Source organism: Pseudoflavonifractor sp. MSJ-30 (assembly GCF_018918045.1).
Lineage (GTDB): Bacteria > Bacillota > Clostridia > Oscillospirales > Oscillospiraceae > Faecousia.
This window is the reverse complement of record NZ_JAHLPU010000015.1, coordinates 32,139-51,144: the sequence shown is the minus strand read 5'-3', so window position 1 is coordinate 51,144 and position 19,006 is coordinate 32,139. Positions and strand designations below refer to the sequence as shown.

Below are 19,006 nucleotides of genomic sequence, written 5' to 3'. Positions count from 1 at the left end.
CCATGCCTGAAAAGAATGAACCGCTGCTGTTGCGCCCTGCCGGAAAGGATTACCTCTGGGGCGGGACCCGGCTGAACGATGATTTTGAAAAGAATATACCCTTGTCCCCTCTGGCGGAAACCTGGGAATGCTCCACCCATCCGGATGGCCCCAGCTTTGTGGTTGGGGGACGCTTTGACGGGCGGCCTCTGGCGGAGGTGCTGGAAGCCAACCCAGGTTATCTGGGTGCGCGGCACCGGGGTGAAACGGGGCTTCCCATCCTCATTAAGTTCATTGACGCGAAAAAAGACCTGTCCGTTCAGGTCCATCCCGGAGACGATTACGCAAGGCTCCATGAAAACGGCCAGCTGGGCAAAACCGAGATGTGGTATGTGCTGGACGCAAAGCCGGACACCAAGCTGGTCTATGGTCTCCGGCGCAGCTGCAAGAGAGAGCAGCTGCGCCGGGCAATCGCGGATGGAACGGTCGAGAAATACCTGCAAAAGCTCCCCATTCACAGGGATGACCTTTTTTTCATCCCGCCGGGTACCATCCATGCCATTGGGGCGGGAACTCTGGTGGCGGAAATTCAGGAGAGCTCCAATCTGACCTACCGGCTCTATGACTATGACCGGGTGGACAAGAACGGGCAGAAACGGCCATTGCATATTGAAAAAGCTCTGGATGTGGCAGATCTTCGGGGCTGCGCGGAACCCCGGCAGCCTCTGCGGGTGCTGAAATACCGGCCGGGCGCGGCCTCGGAGCTGCTGTGCCGGTGTAAGTATTTCGAAGTTTACAGAATGCTGGTCAATACCGAGCGACGGCAGCGGGTGGAATACCGGGCCGACGAGCTGGCCTTCCGGGTGCTGCTCTGCGTGGGCGGCTGCGGGACGATCGCCTATGACGGCGGGAGCATCCCATTCTACAAGGGAGACTGCGTTTTCGTTCCGGCGAATTCCGTGACGCTGACCATCCATGGGCAGGCACAATTCTTGGACGTGAAAGGATAACATATGGAAATCGAAAAAGAATACAGTCGCTGGCTGGAAAAAGCCCTTGCGGACGCGGATGTGGCGGAAGAGCTGAAAAGCATGGATGCCGCTGAAAAAGAGGACGCCTTTTATCGGGATTTGGCCTTCGGCACCGGCGGCCTGCGGGGTGTGATCGGTGCGGGCACGAATCGGATGAACGTCTATACCGTGGCAAAAGCCACCCAGGGTCTGGCGAACTATCTCAGGAGTCATTTTGAGAAACCGTCCGTGGCCATTGGCTATGACAGCCGTATCAAGAGCGATCTGTTCGCCCGGGTTGCGGGGGGGGTGTTTGCGGCAAACGGAGTTCAGGTGCATATCTGGCCTGTACTGATGCCGGTTCCAACGGTGTCCTTTGCGGCCCGCTATCTGAAGACCTCCGCGGGTGTTATGATTACCGCCTCCCACAACCCAAGCAAATACAACGGTTACAAGGTCTATGGCCCTGATGGCTGCCAGATCACGACTCAGGCCGCCGCGGCAGTTCTGACGGAAATCGAAAAACTGGATATTTTCGAAGATGTAAAAACCGGAGATTTTGAGACAGAGCTGCAGAATGGGAACATCCGCTATATTCCCGAAGAAGTGTATACCGCCTTTGTTAATGCAGTCAAGGCCCAGTCTGTTCTCTTCGGGGAGGGGGTAAACAGAGACGTTGCCATTGTTTACAGCCCTCTGAACGGCACAGGCCTGAAGCCTGTTACCCGGACGCTGAAGGAGATGGGCTACACCAATATTGCGGTAGTCCCCGAGCAGGAGCAGCCGGACGGCCATTTCCCCACCTGCCCTTATCCCAACCCCGAGATTCGGGAGGCCATGGCGCTGGGTATGGAATATGCGAAAAAGACCAACGCGGACCTGCTGCTGGCAACGGACCCGGACTGCGACCGGGTGGGCATCGCCGTGCGCACCAAGGCGGGGGATTACACCCTGCTCAGCGGCAATGAGGTGGGCCTTTTGCTGCTGGACTACATCTGTGCCCAGCGCGTCAAGCATGACAAGATGCCGCAGGATCCTGTCATGGTCAAGACCATTGTGACTATGGACCTTGCGGAGCGGATCGCGGCACATTATGGGGTGGAAACCCGCAATGTGCTGACGGGCTTCAAGTTTATCGGGGAGCAGATCGGCTTATTGGAAAAGCAGGGCCGGGAAAACAGCTATATCTTCGGCTTTGAGGAAAGCTACGGTTACCTGACCGGCTCCTATGTCCGGGATAAGGACGGTGTGGACGGGGCCTATATGATTTGCGAGATGTTTAGCTTCTACGCCACCCGGGGCATCAGCCTTCTGGACAAGCTGGAGGAACTATACCGCACCTATGGCTATTGCCTGAATACCCTGCACAGCTATGAATTTGACGGCAGCGCGGGCTTTGCCAAAATGCAGCGCATTATGGCCTCTTTCCGGGAAAGTATTTCGGAATTTGGGGGAAAGAAAGTGGAAAAGGTTCTGGATTACAGCGCCGGACTGGACGGTTTGCCCAAGTCCGATGTGCTGAAATTCCTGCTGGAAGGAAATTGCTCTCTGGTGGTTCGCCCCTCCGGCACGGAGCCGAAGCTGAAGCTCTATGCTTCCATCAGTGCTGAAAACAAAGCCGCAGCGGAGAAGACGGAGGCGGCCATTCTGCGCTGCGCTGAGGAAAGGCTGAAATGAAAGCCTGTTTCCTTCGGTGCGTGTCGCTCCTGCTGTTAATACTCTTGTTTACCGGCTGCGGGGAGGTCAAACTTTCCACTCCGGAAAAGGCCGCCTGGAAGCAGTGCGGCAGACTGCTCGCCAAAATCAGCGGGGAGTTGTCCGCCTGCGGCTATGATTCTCCGGCAGAAAAATGGCAGCGGTCCACGTTGATTCCCGAGGACAGGGCGCGGGTGGAGGCTGTTGCCGCGGGGGCAGGATTCTGCATTCTGCGCAGCGGCCGGGATATCCCGGAGTATCTGGCGGAGCCGGAAGGACTGCTGCAATTTCTGGATCAGGTACAGGCAGGCAAAGACTGCTTTTTTTCCCTGTTTCAAATCACGGAAACGGGAATGCTTTCCTGCCGCTATTTCTGGCAGGAGAACAGGCAGTTCTACCTGACTACACTGACCTGCGACCCGGCGGTGAAAGGGAAGAGCTCCATCCTTGTCCGGGAGACCTACTCTGTTCGGAATTGGACGGTCTCCGAAGCGGGGAATTTCTTCTATCAAGTCTTTTGGGAGGATGACCAGCACTTTGCCAACTATTCCCGCATCCGCCTGAGAGAGCCAGACCCAGTGCTGTGGCAGATGACGCGGGAATGCATCCTGTCCATCGGCTACAGCGGGACAAATATGTTCCTTGTGGATTGGGCTGCGCCGGACTATGGGAACCTGAGTCTGAATGATCTGTGGGATCTGTTTTATTATAGAAAGACTGGGAATATGCCGAATCCGGAAGAATTCTCTTATGACCGGGAGAGCCGGTGCTATCGGATCCCGGCAGTGGATTTTGAAGAACTGATTCTGCCCCGGTTTCCCATGAGCAGGGAAGAACTGCAAAGCGTGGCGGATTACGACCCTAAAACGGACACCTATTCCTGGCTCCCGCTGGAGAGCGAGTTGATCATTCGCTTTGGGCATCCCCTGGTGGAGCCGGAAATAACGGCTTGCCGGGAAAATGAGGACGGCAGTCTGAACGTTATGGTGGAGACCGTCTGCACGGATCTGAAGCTGGACAGCCTGTACAGTCATGAGGTGACTATAAAAAAGCGGCCGGACGGTACTTGGCAATACTTGGGAAACCGAAAGCTGACGCAGCCTGAGGATTTCATTCCACTCTCCCGCCGGGAGGTCATGGAAAGCATTGTATAGAAAACAGCCCCGGCAGGGGCTGCTTTGCTGTTGTGGTTGCAATTCAAGTGCTTTTGTGGTAATATATCGAAAAAAGAAACAAGGAAGGCTCTTTTCCATGAGTAAAAAAGTCCGAAATTGGCTGTGTGCGGTTCTGATTATTGCGGGCCTCGCCATGATTGGCGTGGCAGGCTGGGTTTGGTTTGACGAGAATGTGGACCGCAGCGGCTGGGTCCAGGAGGACGGTGTTTATTCCTACCGGAATTTTCACGGAAAAAAGGTAACAGGATGGGAGACCATTGCGGACAAGATCTACCATTTTGACGCCGAATACAGGATGCAGACCGGCTGGCAGGATCTGGAGGTCGGACGGTGCTACTTTGGCGCCGACGGCGTCCTGCGGCTGGGGCTGACCCAGGTGGATGGGCAGATCTACTACTTCAATCCCTCCACGGGGGCCATGTCTACCGGTTGGCAAACCATAGAGAATGGTACCCATTATTTTTCCGCCTCCGGCCCTATGGTCACCGGTTGGCAGGAAATCGAGGGAAACCGGTATTATTTTGACGAATCCGGTGTGCTGGCTACCCAGTGGCTGACTCTGGAGACCGGCACCTACTACTTAGGCGATGACGGCGTTCCCCGCACGGGCAGACAGGACATGGAGGACGGCGTCCGCTTCTTCCGGGAAGACGGCACCATGGTCACCGGCTGGCTGGACGAGGAAGACGGGAAACGTTGGTATGACGATTCCGGGCTGATGCAAACCGGCTGGCTGGAACTGGAAGGGAAACGCTATTTCCTCTCGGATGACGGACTTGTACAGACCGGCTGGCGTGAAGAAGGGGAGTATCGCTATTACCTCCAGGAGGACGGCAGTGCCGCTGTGGGAAAGCAGAGTATTGACGGCCGAACCTGGTACTTTACCCCCAAGGGCATTCAGGTGGTGCTGGTCAATAAGGACAATCCCATTCCCGATGACTGGACTTGGGACACCGTGGAAGTGGAAAAGGACCGGCCCATTCAGCGCATCGCGGCGGAGCCGCTGCGGCAGATGCTGGCCGATTGCAGAGCTGCCGGAAACAACTGCTACTTAAACAGCGCCTACCGGACCCATAAGCAGCAGACCGAAATACTGAAATTGCGGACGCAGGAATATGAAGAAAAGGGCATGACCTATGAGGAGGCCTATGAGGAGACCCTGAAAACCGTGGCACTGCCCGGCACCAGTGAGCATGAGCTGGGCCTGTCCACAGACCTTGTAGGCAAGGAGGCCAACGAATGGCTGGCTGTCCACTGCTGGGAGTACGGCTTTATCCTCCGCTACCCTGCGGACAAGGAGGAAATCACCGGCATTACCAACGAGCCATGGCACTTCCGCTATGTAGGCGTTGAGGTGGCCATGGACATGAAGGACACCGGGCTGTGCCTGGAGGAGTACTTAGGCGCGGTATAAGGGGCAAATGAAAAAATGTAGGGGACGATGCCTGCATCGTCCCGAGGCCAGATTGACAGAGAAGTGCGTTTGATCGTTAAGCTCTGTAGTCGAACCTTCGGGACGATGAGGGCATCGTCCCCTACTTATATTATAATGTGTCTGCTATATTCTACCCGATTTGCTCCACGATCCACACGGTTCCGACGACCTCGGAATCCGAGTTCCGAATCTGGATCGTGGCCTGCCCAAAATCATTGGTGGGAATGTCATAGAAGACGTTTCCGGTACTCTTGTCCAGCAGCCCCCAGAGGTCCAGCTCCTCACAGTAGGTCTTCAGATAATCGTCCACGAGACCCTTGTCCGTAACGGTAAAGGGCAGCTGCAGGCGGTAGCCGGACAGGGACTTTGACAGAGTGCCGTCCTGGAACAGCATACCGGGAACGCTGTCCGATACCACGGGATGGAAAATCTGCTTGTCGCCCTCCGGCTCGGGAGCGGCTGTCAGGGACAGGGGCAGCGTCTCTATAGTGGGTTCTTCCTGACCAAGGGGCCACACGTAGACCGTGCAGGTACCGGTCAGGGTTTCCGGACCGCGCAGAGTGTGCTCGCTGGACAGGATCAGCGTCAGTTCGTTGGTGCCGTTGCTTCTGGGGAATATACCCTGACCGTTGACGTCCCAGTCAGTGAAATCCATGCTGGCTTCGGCCTTGAGCAGTGTTTTCCCCAGCCGGTCCGCGTATTCCTGTAAGGTTTCGTTTCCGCTTAGGCCGATCTCGCCGACTGGGTACGAGCCGTTTATATAGGCCGGGATCAGAATATAATCTTCTCCGGCCCGGATGGTGACGCTGAGCATGATTTTCTCACCCGTATACAGGCTTTCCGTCAGGGCGCAGCTCCAACCGGCGTCCGATTCCGCCGCGGCGGTCTCCGGGGTGATATAGGCCGCCTCTCCCGGGGAGACCTGCTTGAGTGTTCCCGTCATCGCTTCCCGGATGCCCATGAAGTTGGCCGCGTAGGCCGTGAGCGCCATGGCGATAACCAGGCAGGCCGCCAATACCAGCACCCACAGCCGCCGATGGCCGGGTCTGGCCTCGTATTTCCCCTTGCCCTCGGGCAGGGGGGCGATTTTTTTTTGCCGTTCCTCCCAGGCGGAGAGGAAACGGTCATCGATGCCGTTCATGGCCTTGTTGAATTCCGAAATGGTCATACCGCAATACCCTCCTGTTCCAAACGCTTGCGCAGGGAAGACCGCATTTTTTGCAGGCGATATTGAATTTGCCGCACGGAATTCCCGTAGGTTTCGGCAATCTGCTCCAATGGCACGGCGTAAAAGTACCGGGCTGCGAAAATACCCTGCTCCTCCCGGGAAAGGCTTCCCAGAAACGCGTTGATGTTTCTGGTGATCTCCCGCTGCTCCATGCGCTGGGCGGGATTCTGCCGCCCGTCCGGCAGGCAGTCCTCGATTTCGGACAGCAGAATGTCCGTTTCTGCGGACCGCTTGGCGGCGGTCAGGTAGCTGTAGCGTGTGAAGGACTGATTCCGGACAATGCGGCTGAGAAAGTGCCGCAGCACCCGGGGCCGGGTAGGCGGGATGGTATTCCAGGCAGCGAGATAGGTATCGTTCACCGCCTCCTCCGCGTCCTCATGCCGGTGGAGAATATTTTCGGCAATGGTATTCAGGTATGCGCCGTATTTCTTGCCGGTTTCCCGGATTGCTTGTTCCGACCGGGCAAAGTACAGCGCCACAATGGCATTGTCTTCCATAGCTTGCTCCTTGTTTGCTTTTTGTGTAAGGGCCTTACACCTATATAGTAGGCAAAGAAGGGGATGGAAACAAAAGTAGGGGAAATCTTTTTATTACAGATAATTATCCAGCTCCTGCTCGACCTGGGGAATAACCTTGACCTTCGGAGCCTTGATCTGCTTTCCTCGGAAGATCACCATGGAGAGTTCCCGCAGCGCGGAAAGATTTGTCAGCGGATTCTCCCGGCATACCAGCATATCCGCGGATTTTCCGGCCTCAATAGAGCCGGTCTCCTTTTCAATGCCCGCAATTTTCGCGCTTGCCAGAGTGGCGATGTACAGGGCCTGGGCGTTGGAAACGCCGCAGAACCGGCGCAGATAGGTCAGCTCCCGCCAGGTGTCGTATTGGGTTACATAGGGACAGGCGGTGTCCGTGCCCAGACCGACGGGGATGCCCGCCTCCAGGCAGGCCTTGGCGCAGCCAACAATGCCGTCCATAACGATGCGGCCATTGTACTTCTGCATATCCGTGGCGTGGCTGATGGACTGATCGAACAGGGAGAAGGACAGGGTGGGGGAGATGGTGGTCACCAGACTGGCGCCCCGCTCCTTGAACAGCTCCAGAATCTCCGGGTCCGGCATGGCGCCGTGCTCAATGGTATCCACGCCGTTTTCCAGAGCGGCCCTGACGCCCTCCGGGCTTTCCACATGGGCGGCAACCTTCAGCCCCAGAGCGTGGGCCTGATCGCAGGCGGCCCTGATGATGGCGGGGTCCATTTTCAGCACGCCCGGCTCACCCTTTTTCACCGCGTCCAACACGCCGCCGGTGACCATCAGCTTGATGAGGTCAGCTTTGGTCTCGGCAATGGTTTTTACGCAGGCTTTCGCCTCCTGAGGCGTGGTGACGATGTGGGCCAGAGACCCGGCCATATGTCCGCCGGGAACGGAGACGGCCATATTGCCTGCCAGAATTCGGGGGCCAGTCTGACGTCCGGCGTCAATGGCGTCCCGCAGCTGGGCGTCGAAATCCAGAATGCCGCCTACGGTGCGGATGGTGGTCACACCGGAGAGCAGCTGCTGCTTGGCATAGCCCGTAACCATGGCCTTGCCCAGACGCCGGGTCAGGCCGTTTGCCGTTACCAGCTTGACGGCCTTTACGGGGTCCGTCTGCTTTTTTCTGGGTTTGCCGGAGCCTGCCAGATGCACATGCAGATTGATAAGACCCGGCAGAAGATACTGCCCGTCCAGATCCTGCTTCTTGAAGTCACCGGAAATGGCCCCTTCGGGTACAATGGCGTTGATCCGTCCGTTTTCTACCAGAATTGCCAGACCTTTTTGGGGCTGCATATGCTCTGTGCCGTCCAGCAGGACGAAATTGGTAAGCGCGTATTTTTCCATGATAGGTTTCTCCTTATGGTATCCCATGAAGGGCCCTCTGCCGCTTCGTCAGGGAACTGTTATTATTATAGTAGGGGCACAAAAGACGCTCGTACAGAACACGCTTGCGTTCCGGCCGCGTATCCACCCGGATGGCGGAACCGGCACCGCAATTCCACATAGGGGGAGGAATCTGAGCCGACGCGCCAGAGCCGGGAGTCATTCCGGGTACACAGCCATTCCTCCATATCCAATGTCAGAGAGGGGGGAGATTATGCGTTTTCCTCCGGCAGCGCCACGGGACGATAACTGTGGTGCACCGCGGGCAGAAATTTCTCCAGAATATCGGAAAGCCTGATTTTCAGACTGGATGTATTGACGCAGGGATGGCAGCCGATGTATTCGTCCTGCAGGAGGTCTTCGTCAATGAGCAGCTGCACCCGGTTCCCATGGTCGTTCATCAGCCCAAGAACACTGACGGAACCCGGATGGATGTCCAGCAGCTGCGCCATATGTTCTTCGTCCGCAAAGGACAGCCGGGAGCAGCCCAGCTGGGCGGAGAGCGTTTTCGTGCGGAATTTTTTTGCGTCGGGCATCAGAAGCAGGTAAAAAACCGTTTGCTGCCGGTTGCAGAGAAACAGATTTTTGCACATCCGGGTGCCGAGTGCTTTGTCCACATCCTCGCAGGCTTCCATAGTCATGGCGGGGACGTGATCTATGCGGGCATAGGGAATTTTAATTTCATCCAAAAGAGCGTAGGTACGAAGCTCCCGTTCCTGCCGGGAGCCGGAGAAAGGATTGTCTTCCATAAACAGACCACCTTGTAGTGTTATTTTTCTTAAATTATACCCCCTTTTTCGCTGGGTTTCAATCCTTTTCTTGCGGAAGTGGATGCGGCTTTACAAAGATGAAAACTTTCCATGTTTTGAATATTTATTACAAAAATATGAAATAAAAAAGTTTTGTCAAATGGTTGATTTTTTTGAAATATATGCTATAATGCAGATACTCAATTTTCAAGAAAACGAGGAGCGGTCATATGGCAGAGGATGCACGCGTTCGTAAAACAAAACAAAAGTTATCGGCAGCGCTTGTCGGGCTGCTTCTGGAGGGGGACTTTGAGGATGTCTCTCCTGCGAAGCTCTGTGAGCACGCCGGAATCAATCGATCCACGTTCTACCGGAATTACAAGAGCATTTCTCAGTTGAAAGAGGAAGTGGAGAACAAGATCCTTTCCGGTGTGAAGTGGCCGGTAAAGCTGACCAATGGTGCGGCGGACCGCAGAGAAATTGCGGAACAGTTGAACTATATTAAGGAGCATAGAGATCTGTTCATGGCTCTGTCCTCCAAGAGTTTCCGGGAAGATATCTTTGATAAAATCCGGGAACGGGCCATTGCGCTGGCGAAGGAGACTTACCCTGAGTTCCAGACACTTCAGCAGACCTATGACTACGACAACCTGACGGTTTATGCCATCAGCGGCGTTGTCGGTACTGTCGCAACCTGGTTTATGACCGGTATGGCGCAGGATGTGGAGTCGTTGGGCGACTTCCTGGCATCCAGAATCACCGATACGGTCATCAGATTGAACAAGGTATGATTTGACCGCCGGGCGTGTTCGCCCGGCGGCCTTTTGCTGCTCCGGATGTTTACTTTCGGAAACGGTACTATGCAGCATGCATAGTACTGCATTGAACAAATTGACCCGGTTTGTGTCTCTTGAAACGGAATCCGGTTCCGGAAAAACGGCGTGCCGCGGATACATCCCATTTTCAAATATTTTTAATACCTCTATATAAAAAAGAATATATTCCTTTGTGGATTCTGACGGAAATGCGTCATCAAAAACCCGCACTGGCGATGGTATAGCATAAATACTTCCGTTTGACAAATATAATGATTGAATTATTCCCAGAATGTGCTATAATATTTACTGGAATACAGGAGAGCGTCAGCTCTCTATATATGAAAGGATTGATTCCAATGGCTCTCGTAACAACAACCGAAATGTTCAAGAAAGCCTACGACGGCGGCTACGCCATCGGCGCTTTCAACGTCAACAACATGGAGATCGTTCAGGGCATCACTGAGGCTGCCGGCGAGCTGAAGTCTCCCGTCATCCTGCAGGTTTCCAAGGGCGCCCGCGCCTATGCCAACCACACCTATCTGGTGAAGCTGGTTGAGGCTGCCGTTATTGAAAACCCCGAAATTCCCATTGCACTGCATCTGGACCATGGCGACAGCTTTGAGCTGTGCAAGAGCTGCGTTGACGGCGGCTTTACCTCCGTTATGATCGACGCCTCCTCCAAGTCCTTCGAGGAGAACATCGCTCTGACCAAGAAGGTCGTTGAGTATGCCCATGACCACGGCGTTGTTGTCGAGGCCGAGCTGGGCACTCTGGCCGGCGTGGAAGACGAAGTGGCTGTTGAGCACGGCAAGGAAAGCTATACCCATCCCGAAGAGGTTGAGGAGTTCGTTTCCCGCACCGGCTGCGACTCCCTGGCCATCGCCATCGGCACCAGCCACGGCGCTTACAAGTTCAAGCCCTCTCAGTGCACCCGGAATGCCGACGGCATTCTGGTTCCGCCCCCCCTGCGTTTCGACGTTCTGGAGGAGTGCATCAAGCGTCTGCCCGGCTTCCCCATCGTTCTGCACGGCTCCTCTTCCGTTCCCCAGGAATTCGTGAAGATGGTCAATACCTACGGCGGCAACATGCCCGACGCTATCGGCATCCCCGAGGATCAGCTGCGGAAGGCTGCTCAGCTGGCTGTCTGCAAGATCAATATCGACTCCGATATCCGTCTGGCAATGACCGGCAATATCCGCAAGTACTTCTACGAGCATCCCGATCACTTCGATCCTCGTCAGTACCTGAAGCCCGCTCGTCAGGCTGTCAAGGACATGGTCGCCCACAAGATCGTCCACGTTCTGGGCTCCGACGGCAAGGCGTAAAAAACAACGGACCAATAAAGCTTCCCGCGGGGTCTCCCGCGGGAAGTTTTTCTATCAGGAATAAGGAAGCCCTGTTTCGGCCCATTCAAAGAGGAGAGGTCTGGAGGCGGCAGAGGTACCGCTGATGGAGGGACGCGTTGAACACCGCAGCGGAGGAGAAGTTCAGGAAAAGCGGACAGAGGGAAAACGTTGAAAACGGCTTCGGAAAACACGAATTTTTTTCAAATTTCGTGTTGACTTTTGAAGGAAACAATGATAAAATAACCCAGCCGCATTGAGAAGGCTTACAAGTGCTGCCCAAAAGCAGCCGCCTTTAGAGCGAGACTACGCGATTAAAGTAGGTGAAATGAGAAATGAAGGCAGTTTTTGTTACCGGTGGTAAGCAGTACACCGTTGCCGAGGGCGATGTCCTCTTCATTGAGAAGCTGGCTGTTGAGGCTGAGCAGACCGTGAAGTTTGACAAGGTCCTGGCTGTCCTGGACGGTGAGAACTCCAAGATCGGTGCTCCCGTTGTGGAGGGCGCTGTTGTTGAGGCCAAGGTCGTGAAGAACGGCAAGGGCAAGAAGATCGACGTGCTGAAGTACAAGGCAAAGAAGAACGAGAAGACCCACATCGGTCATCGTCAGCCCTATACCAAGGTCGAGATCACCAAGATCGCTCTGTAATCAAAGAGTATGACAAAGATCGAATTTTTTACCGAGGACGAGCGGATCACCGGATTCTCCGTCTCCGGTCACAGCGGTTATGCCGAAACGGGCAGCGATATTGTCTGCGCCGCGGTTTCTGCCGCTGTCACCATGGCTGAGGCCACCATCAACGATGTGTGCGGCGCAAAGGCCAAGGTTCGCGTCAAGGAAGCGGACGCCCGCATTACTTTGACGCTCCCCGTAAGCTGCGATGAAGAGGAAAGCGTTCAGGCTTGTTTAGCCGGTATGATGCTGTATCTTTGCAGTCTGCGGGATCAATATCCCGACAACATCGAAGTTTTGGAGGTGTAATACAATGCTGAAGATTGGTATTCAGTTCTTCGCTCACCACAAGGGCGGCGGTTCCACCAAGAACGGCCGTGATTCCGAGTCCAAGCGACTGGGCTGCAAGCGTGCTGACGGTCAGTTTGTTCTGGCTGGCAACATTCTGGTTCGCCAGAGAGGCACCCACATCCATCCCGGCACCAATGTTGGTATCGGCAAGGATGACACCCTGTTCGCCCTGGTTGACGGCACCGTCAAGTTTGAGCGCATGGGCAAGGATCGTCGGAAGTGCTCCGTTTACGCTGAGCAGTAAGACAAGCCTATGAATGAAGGACTGCTGCGGAACAATGCGGCAGTCCTTTTTTTGAAATCTGGGTGGCAGAGAACAGGCCATCCTTTTAACAGCCCCAGGGCAGGGCGCTCTTTTCTGTGTCACCCACTGTGAAGCATGGAGGTATACTACTATGTTTGTAGATAAGGTTCGAATTACAGTCTGCGGCGGACGGGGCGGCGATGGCGCCGTGGCCTTCCACCGGGAGAAATATGTGGCGTCCGGCGGCCCTGACGGCGGCGACGGCGGCCATGGCGGCAGCGTGATGCTGCGGGTTAACGACAATCTGTCCACGCTGCTGGATTTTCGCTATAAACGGAAGTATTCTGCCCAGTCCGGCGCCAATGGTCTTGGCCGGAATATGAGCGGCAAGCGGGGAGAGAATCTGATCATTGAGGTCCCCCGGGGTACCGTGGTGCGGGATGCGGAGACCAACCAGATCGTTGTGGATATGTCCACCGGTGAGGATTTCGTCATTGCCAAGGGTGGCCGTGGGGGCTGGGGCAATGCCCATTATGCCACCGCCACCCGGCAGGTGCCCCGGTTTGCCAAGGTGGGCCTCAAGGGTCAGGAGCGGGACGTGATTCTGGAGCTGAAACTTCTGGCGGATGTGGGCCTGGTGGGCTTTCCCAATGTGGGCAAATCCACTTTGCTTTCCGTTACCTCCAACGCCCGCCCCAAGATCGCCAACTATCACTTTACGACCCTGTTCCCCAACCTGGGGGTAATCTATGTGGACGAGGGTGTGTCCTTTGTTATGGCCGATATCCCCGGCATCATTGAGGGCGCCGCGGAGGGCGCGGGTCTGGGCCATGACTTCCTGCGGCACATCGACCGCTGCCGTCTGCTGGTTCATGTGGTGGATGTTTCCGGCAGCGAGGGCCGGGACCCGGTGGAGGATTTTAACGCCATCTGTGACGAGCTGGCAAACTACTCCGTGGACCTTTCCAACCGGCCTATGATCGTTGCCGCCAATAAAATTGACCTTCTGCCCCCGGACAGCGACAATTTGCAGCGCCTGCGCGCCTGCGTGGAGGCCGCCGGCTGTGAGCTGTATGAGATCTCTGCCGGAACCACCCAGGGCACCCGGAATCTCATGCGTGTGGTGGCCGAAAAGCTGCGGACGCTGCCGCCTGTGACCATTTATGAGCCGGAGTATGTAGAAAAGCAGCCCGAGGCGGGAGACCCTCAGGAGCTGACCGTCGAGCATCTGGGCTCCACCTGGGTCGTTACCGGAATCTGGCTGGAACGACTGGTGCAGAATATCAACTTCGACGACTACGAATCACGGAACTATTTCGACCAGATGCTGCGCAAATGCGGTCTCTTTGCCCGCCTGGAGGAAATGGGCATTCAGGATGGGGATACTGTGGATATTTACGATCTGCAATTTGAGTATATGCGGTAAAAAAACAGCAGGGGCGGCAGATTTGCCGCCCCTGCTTAGACTGTCTAAAAACCCCTTAAGGGCTTTTTAGACAAACTTTTGCAGTCTGCTGCGTGCATAATTTGTCCGCCTTTGGCGGACAAATTCCACACTTGCAGCCTGATAGGTATTTTCTGCCAGGTACACGCCCCGGCAGAAAATGATTGGACTTTATTCGCAGACAAAAGTCTGCGAACTCTGCGAGACTTTTTCTACAAGCTGAGCAGGGGCGGCAGATTTGCCGCCCCTGCTGGCCATTTACCGCTACCGGCGAAAATTCTCAAACGCAGGAGGCGATGCCCCCATCGTCCCGAGCGTTCAACAACAGAGCGGTGCGTACGAATACTGTTCCGCTGATTGGGCTTCGGGGAGATGAGGGCGTCGTCCTCTGCGTTCTTTGTTGGGAGATTTATACCTCCAGCGCTTCTTTTTTATCCTGGTACTGTTCCCACAGATCGTCGCTCATCTCCTGGAAGATCCGCTTTGCCCGGAAGGTTCCGTCACAGAGGCGGGAGACGGATAAGGTGACATAGAATTCGTCTCCATCCTCATCCTGACCATAGCTGACGTAGTTTTGCTTCCAATCGTGGATCCAGCCCTCACAGGCGACGGCCTTGCCGCACCAGGGGCAGGAAAAGCGGAGCAGCTCAGGATCCTGCAAAACGGTCTGCTGGCTGTCGAAGCTCCGGTCGTTGGGCAATTCGGCGAAGACCCGTGAGGCGTACTCGTCCAGATATTCCTCCAGATCCAGGTGGTCACAGATCTTGGCGGTGTTTACGGAGTCGTTCATGGCATCATGGGCGGCATCACCGGATTCACCAAGCACCTCCATGGCGTATTCCAGAGAGTACTTCACGGTGCCGCGCATGATTTCCCGGCCGAATATTCGCTGCAGATCGTACCAATCCGGCAGACCGGAAATATCAATGCCGTGGAGGGCCATGTTGTCGATCAGCGTGGGAAGGTCGCTCATGCTCCAGGTCATGAAAGCGTATTTCTCACCGCACCAGTCGATGAATTTCCGATAAGCCTCCGGGAAAGGAAGCCCCTGTTCTTCCAGAAGTCTGTCGTGGATTCCGGTGAGGGACGCGATCCGCTTGTGCATTTTCTTATAGTGTTGGGGCTTGCTGTACACCCGCAGAGTGTCAATCACATGGAAGTGCTCGTCCAGTTTGGCAGCGCCGATTTCAATGATCTCCCCCGGCAGGTAAAAGGGTTCCCGGATGGCGGTAGCCTCTTCTGTGGGCTGGTTCCATTCCAGATCAAAAATAATGTAGTTCATGATTCTCTCCCTCTTATACAATATGGGCGGCAAGCTGCCGCCCATATATATTTTCTATTTCTTTGCGACCGTCGGCATGGGCATATCGTCGTAGTCGAAGACCTCCCGGACCTTTTTGTAGATCTCGGTGTAGGTCTTGCCGTTGTCCTTGTAGCGCCAGCCCGCGCCGGCGTAGGGCTCCTTGCCATAGAAATTGGTCACGCAGTCCGGGTGAATCTCCTTGAAGATTTTTTGCTCGTCCGCCGGGACCCGTGTCTGCTTGCACATGAATTGCTCCAGAGGCAGACCGTCCAGAGCGTGGAGATCCGAGACCTTGGAATAGCAGATGTTCAGGTTCCTGAGATTTTCGCAGCCTGCCAGCGGATCAATGGATTGCAGCTTGTAGCAGTAAGCCAGCTCCAGAAATTCCAGCTTTTTGCAGTTCTCAAACCCGTCCAGCTGCTTCACGGCGCAGCCGGAGGCAATGAAAATTTCCAGGTCCGGCATATACCCCACAAAGCTCAGATCTGTCAGCGTTTCGTTATGGCCGATATCCATATATTTGGTGCGCCAGCAGTATTTCAGGTTTTCACAGGTGTCGTCAAAGACGTTGTAAACGGCGCGGATGGTTTCCGCGTTGGTCCAGGCACTGTATTTGCCGAATTGGATGCGCCAGACCAGCTCCGTCCTGGGGTAATCCTCCCGGATGGAGGCCATGGTCTCGTTGTCCAGGCCGCAGTTGTCCAGTACGAAGGCCTCGCAGTCCGTCATAATGGCCAGAGCCTGCCGCAGGGCGGGAATGTCATCCTCTGTCAGGGAGAGATCCTTGAATTCCACTTTGATATCGTTGGTGGCTATCTGTTTGCCAAAAAGCGTGAAGGTATAGTGGAAGCTGGCGTTGGGGGCGGCGTTTACCAGCCACTCCACGTCGGCTTGGCTCAGGCTGCTGGTGCCGTCGGCGCGCATCAGCTCCACAGTCTCCAGCTGGGGCAGACGGGCAAGAACCTCCTGAGCGGCGTTGAGCTGGCCGGAGGTCAGCTGGGAGAGGTCGAGGGAGGTGGTGTCCGCGGTGAACTCCTGCCCGGCCAGCCCCAGGGTATAGCTGATTTCCAGATTTGGATATTCATTTTGCAGATTGCTCAGCTCGTCGGCGGTCAGGCAAGTCTTTGGCAGAATCAGTTTCTTGGTGTCCTTCAGATAGGACAGGTTGGTCATCAGTGTCTCATAGTCCGTTTCCTCAGCAGTCAGGGTAATCTCCGGGGTGCCGTGGGCCACAGACTTCTTGCCCAGGTCAACGGTATAGATGATGTTGACATCCGGATGGCTTTGGGCGTAGACCTCCAAGGCGGGATAGGCGGTGGAGCCGGTGGCGTCCAGCAAAGTCAGGTTTTCATATTTTTCCAGGTCGCCCAGATTTTCATAGGTGACGATCATCTGCAGTTCCGTCGCCAGGTATTTGGGGTCCGTGGTTTCCGGCGGAGCGGTGGTGGTTTCCGTCACCGCCTCCTGCTTGCCGCAGCCGGTGAGCAGAAGCAAAAGAAGCAGCAGGAACGCATATTTTTTGGTATTTCCGCGCAAGCCCATGGGGTATGGCCTCCAGTAAACATAATGCCATTACTATACCACAATCGGTCAATGAATGCAAGAAAGAGGAAAATAATTCACGATAATTCCACAAATAATTATTGGGAAAACGGCGTGGTGGCAATCAGAAAATGGGCGGCATATGCGCCGCCCATTGGATTCCTCTCGGTTTCGGTTTACAGATCTACCTTGTCAAAACGCCTTTGGGCTTTTTTCATAGCAAGCCTGCTTCCCAGAGCATAGGCAATGGCGCACAGGAGCAGTACGGTGGTTTGGAGCCCCCAATGCCCGGCTGTGGCATTCAGCCATTCAAGGCCGGGAATATGGTGCAGGGTTTCGCCTGCGGCTACGATGAGAAAGGCTGTGATGGAAAAATATACGAAGGGCTTCCCCAGGGCGTAGCCCGTTTTCCAATAGCCGCCCAGCACCAGAACATTAAAGCTCAGAAATACCAGCAGCAGGTTACCCAGATAGGCCGGATTGGCGTTCATCATGGCATTCTGGGTGTATACCGCGGTCTCAGAGAGGAAACCCGCGCGGATAGCCGTCAAGACGGCGCAGAGCAGGAAGAAAAGCAGCTGCATTCCGACGCAGAACAGATAGTTTGCCTTTACCACGTCCGCCTTACTGACAGGCAGCAACAGGGTGTAACTCAGATCATTTTGCTCCCGGCTGTTCATCATGGACTGGAACAGGGAAAGACACAGGAAAAAGCTGCTCATGGCGATGGGATAGCCGGGAATCATGGTCATGCCGGAAAAAAGCAAAAAGAGATAGCACAGGGGCAGGGCTGTAAACGTGAATTCCTTTTTTACAAGCTGCTTCACAGTTGTATCTCCTCCTTTTCCAGCTTGACCATGATGGCCTCCAGACCATCGCAGTCCGCGTAATCCGCCAGGAAGGCGGGAAGGGGTTTGGACGCGATAATTTCACCTGCCTGAATATAGGTGATGTCGTCGGCACAGCCCGGCAGGTCTGTGGTGATGTGGGTGGAGAACAGAATGGATGCACCTTTCGCCGCCAGCTGCCGGAAAATATCCGTCAGTTCCGCCCGGGATACCGGGTCCAGGCCGCTGGATGGTTCGTCCAGAATCAGAAGTTCAGCCCCATGGGACAGGGCCAGTGCCAGCTGGAATTTGACTTTCATGCCCTCGGACAGCTGCCGAATCTGTTTGCCGGTGTCCAGCCGGAAGACTTCCAGATAGTGGGCAAAGGCGGCGTCGTCCCAGTCCGGGTAAAAGCTCCTGGTCAGAGCGGTGATCTGCGCCAGAGTTTTCCGGGGATAAAATACTGCTCCGCCGGAGGCGTAACCGATATGTCTGCGGACGTCACTGCCGGTATCGTCCTGCCCAAGGACATGGACGATACCGCCGTCCCTGTGGACAAGCCCCAGAATCGATTTCATAGTCGTGGTCTTTCCAGCGCCATTTCGGCCAAGAAAACCCATGATATGGCCTTTCTCCAGAGAAAAGCTAACATTTTTCAGCGAAAAATTTGGATATTGCTTACAAAGCCCGGAAACTTCCAAAACAGGTCCCATAGTCATCCCTCCTTATGGCTCTATTTTAGGACAGGGCATCGAAAAAGTCCACCATTGTAGGCGAACATTTTTGCGGAAAAAATGTTAACCCCGGTTGCATTTTACAGCCGGGACGGGTATAATAGAAAGTATGTGAAAGGAGGGCGACCATGCTGGCTGAGAATCTGCTGTATCTGCGCAAGCGAAACCGCCTGACTCAGGAGCAGGTGGCAGGGGCTGTGGGCGTGTCCCGCCAGGCCCTTTCCAAATGGGAAACAGGGGAGTCTGCTCCGGATATTGACAATTGTATCGCTCTGGCGAATTTTTATAATGTGACTTTGGATGATCTGGTTCGCTACGCGCCGGAGGGACAGCTACTGCCTATCCCGCCAAAGGGAAAGCATTTCTTCGGCGCGGTGACGGTAGGGGAGAATGGTGTGTTCCGACTGCCGGAAAAGGCGTTGGAGGTTTTCTCAATCCGTTCCGGTGAGGAACTGCTGGTCCTTGGCGAGGATGGCAATGGCATTGCCCTTGTAAAAAAAGACATCTTTTTACAGAGAATAGACTGATCTCCCCGCGGCCGGCGG

The 19,006-nt window shown here is 55.2% G+C and carries 19 protein-coding genes; 11 read left to right on the top strand and 8 right to left on the bottom strand.

Features of this window, described 5'->3' with window-relative positions; all coding sequences use genetic code 11:
• Positions 1–2 precede the first annotated feature (2 nt).
• The 4 genes from KQI10_RS01780 (at position 3) to KQI10_RS01765 (ending at position 5,273) form a co-directional block, all read left to right on the top strand.
• Complete coding sequence (locus tag KQI10_RS01780) at positions 3–989, top strand: type I phosphomannose isomerase catalytic subunit (protein ID WP_216565689.1); 987 nt, start codon at positions 3–5, stop codon at positions 987–989.
• Positions 990–992: 3 nt separating this feature from the next.
• Positions 993–2,666 carry a phospho-sugar mutase gene (locus KQI10_RS01775; RefSeq protein WP_216565688.1) on the top strand — a complete coding sequence of 558 codons (1,674 nt, stop codon included), beginning with the start codon at positions 993–995 and terminating at the stop codon, positions 2,664–2,666.
• The gene (locus tag KQI10_RS01770) at positions 2,663–3,838 is read left to right on the top strand and encodes a DUF6070 family protein (protein ID WP_216565687.1); all 1,176 of its coding nucleotides are present in this window, start codon (positions 2,663–2,665) and stop codon (positions 3,836–3,838) included. Before KQI10_RS01775 ends, KQI10_RS01770 begins: the two co-directional genes overlap by 4 nt.
• Positions 3,839–3,935: 97 nt before the next feature.
• Entirely contained in the window at positions 3,936–5,273 is a 1,338-nt protein-coding gene (locus KQI10_RS01765) for a M15 family metallopeptidase (RefSeq protein WP_216565686.1), read from the top strand.
• Between the two features lie 151 nt (positions 5,274–5,424).
• On the opposite strand, the gene KQI10_RS01760 is transcribed toward KQI10_RS01765, so the two are convergent.
• From KQI10_RS01760 to KQI10_RS01745, 4 genes are all read right to left on the bottom strand, one after another.
• Positions 5,425–6,462, bottom strand: coding sequence for a hypothetical protein (locus KQI10_RS01760; RefSeq protein WP_216565685.1), 1,038 nt, complete (start codon positions 6,460–6,462; stop codon positions 5,425–5,427).
• Complete coding sequence (locus KQI10_RS01755; RefSeq protein WP_216565684.1) at positions 6,459–7,019, bottom strand: RNA polymerase sigma factor; 561 nt, start codon at positions 7,017–7,019, stop codon at positions 6,459–6,461. Before KQI10_RS01755 ends, KQI10_RS01760 begins: the two co-directional genes overlap by 4 nt.
• A 93-nt stretch (positions 7,020–7,112) precedes the next feature.
• Complete coding sequence (locus tag KQI10_RS01750; RefSeq protein WP_216565683.1) at positions 7,113–8,396, bottom strand: amidohydrolase family protein; 1,284 nt, start codon at positions 8,394–8,396, stop codon at positions 7,113–7,115.
• A 251-nt stretch (positions 8,397–8,647) separates the two neighbouring features.
• Positions 8,648–9,184, bottom strand: a complete 537-nt coding sequence (locus KQI10_RS01745) for a prolyl-tRNA synthetase associated domain-containing protein (protein ID WP_216565682.1) — start codon at positions 9,182–9,184, stop codon at positions 8,648–8,650.
• Between the two features lie 230 nt (positions 9,185–9,414).
• Between KQI10_RS01745 and KQI10_RS01740 the strand changes: the two genes are divergently transcribed.
• From KQI10_RS01740 to obgE, 6 genes are all read left to right on the top strand, one after another.
• Positions 9,415–9,975, top strand: coding sequence for a TetR/AcrR family transcriptional regulator (locus tag KQI10_RS01740; protein ID WP_216565681.1), 561 nt, complete (start codon positions 9,415–9,417; stop codon positions 9,973–9,975).
• 383 nt (positions 9,976–10,358) lie between these two features.
• The gene (gene fba, locus KQI10_RS01735) at positions 10,359–11,327 is read left to right on the top strand and encodes a class II fructose-1,6-bisphosphate aldolase (protein WP_216565680.1); all 969 of its coding nucleotides are present in this window, start codon (positions 10,359–10,361) and stop codon (positions 11,325–11,327) included.
• 353 nt (positions 11,328–11,680) lie between these two features.
• Positions 11,681–11,992, top strand: coding sequence for a 50S ribosomal protein L21 (gene rplU / locus KQI10_RS01730; protein ID WP_216565679.1), 312 nt, complete (start codon positions 11,681–11,683; stop codon positions 11,990–11,992).
• 9 nt (positions 11,993–12,001) lie between these two features.
• A complete protein-coding gene (locus tag KQI10_RS01725; RefSeq protein ID WP_216565678.1) occupies positions 12,002–12,325 on the top strand; it encodes a ribosomal-processing cysteine protease Prp in 324 nt (107 codons plus the stop codon).
• Positions 12,326–12,329: 4 nt separating this feature from the next.
• Positions 12,330–12,611, top strand: a complete 282-nt coding sequence (gene rpmA / locus KQI10_RS01720) for a 50S ribosomal protein L27 (RefSeq protein WP_216565677.1) — start codon at positions 12,330–12,332, stop codon at positions 12,609–12,611.
• A 151-nt stretch (positions 12,612–12,762) separates the two neighbouring features.
• A complete protein-coding gene (obgE, locus tag KQI10_RS01715; protein ID WP_216565676.1) occupies positions 12,763–14,037 on the top strand; it encodes a GTPase ObgE in 1,275 nt (424 codons plus the stop codon).
• Positions 14,038–14,464: 427 nt separating this feature from the next.
• Here obgE and KQI10_RS01710 read toward each other — a convergent pair whose 3' ends face one another.
• From KQI10_RS01710 to KQI10_RS01695, 4 genes are all read right to left on the bottom strand, one after another.
• Positions 14,465–15,337, bottom strand: a complete 873-nt coding sequence (locus KQI10_RS01710; protein WP_216565675.1) for a 3'-5' exonuclease — start codon at positions 15,335–15,337, stop codon at positions 14,465–14,467.
• A gap of 54 nt (positions 15,338–15,391) precedes the next feature.
• A complete protein-coding gene (locus tag KQI10_RS01705) occupies positions 15,392–16,900 on the bottom strand; it encodes a leucine-rich repeat domain-containing protein (RefSeq protein WP_216565674.1) in 1,509 nt (502 codons plus the stop codon).
• A gap of 176 nt (positions 16,901–17,076) precedes the next feature.
• A complete protein-coding gene (locus tag KQI10_RS01700; protein ID WP_216565673.1) occupies positions 17,077–17,727 on the bottom strand; it encodes an ABC-2 transporter permease in 651 nt (216 codons plus the stop codon).
• Complete coding sequence (locus KQI10_RS01695; RefSeq protein WP_216565672.1) at positions 17,724–18,440, bottom strand: ABC transporter ATP-binding protein; 717 nt, start codon at positions 18,438–18,440, stop codon at positions 17,724–17,726. The genes KQI10_RS01700 and KQI10_RS01695 overlap by 4 nt, the downstream gene beginning before the upstream one ends.
• Positions 18,441–18,589: 149 nt before the next feature.
• Between KQI10_RS01695 and KQI10_RS01690 the strand changes: the two genes are divergently transcribed.
• Positions 18,590–18,988, top strand: a complete 399-nt coding sequence (locus tag KQI10_RS01690; RefSeq protein ID WP_216565671.1) for a helix-turn-helix domain-containing protein — start codon at positions 18,590–18,592, stop codon at positions 18,986–18,988.
• Positions 18,989–19,006 lie beyond the last annotated feature (18 nt).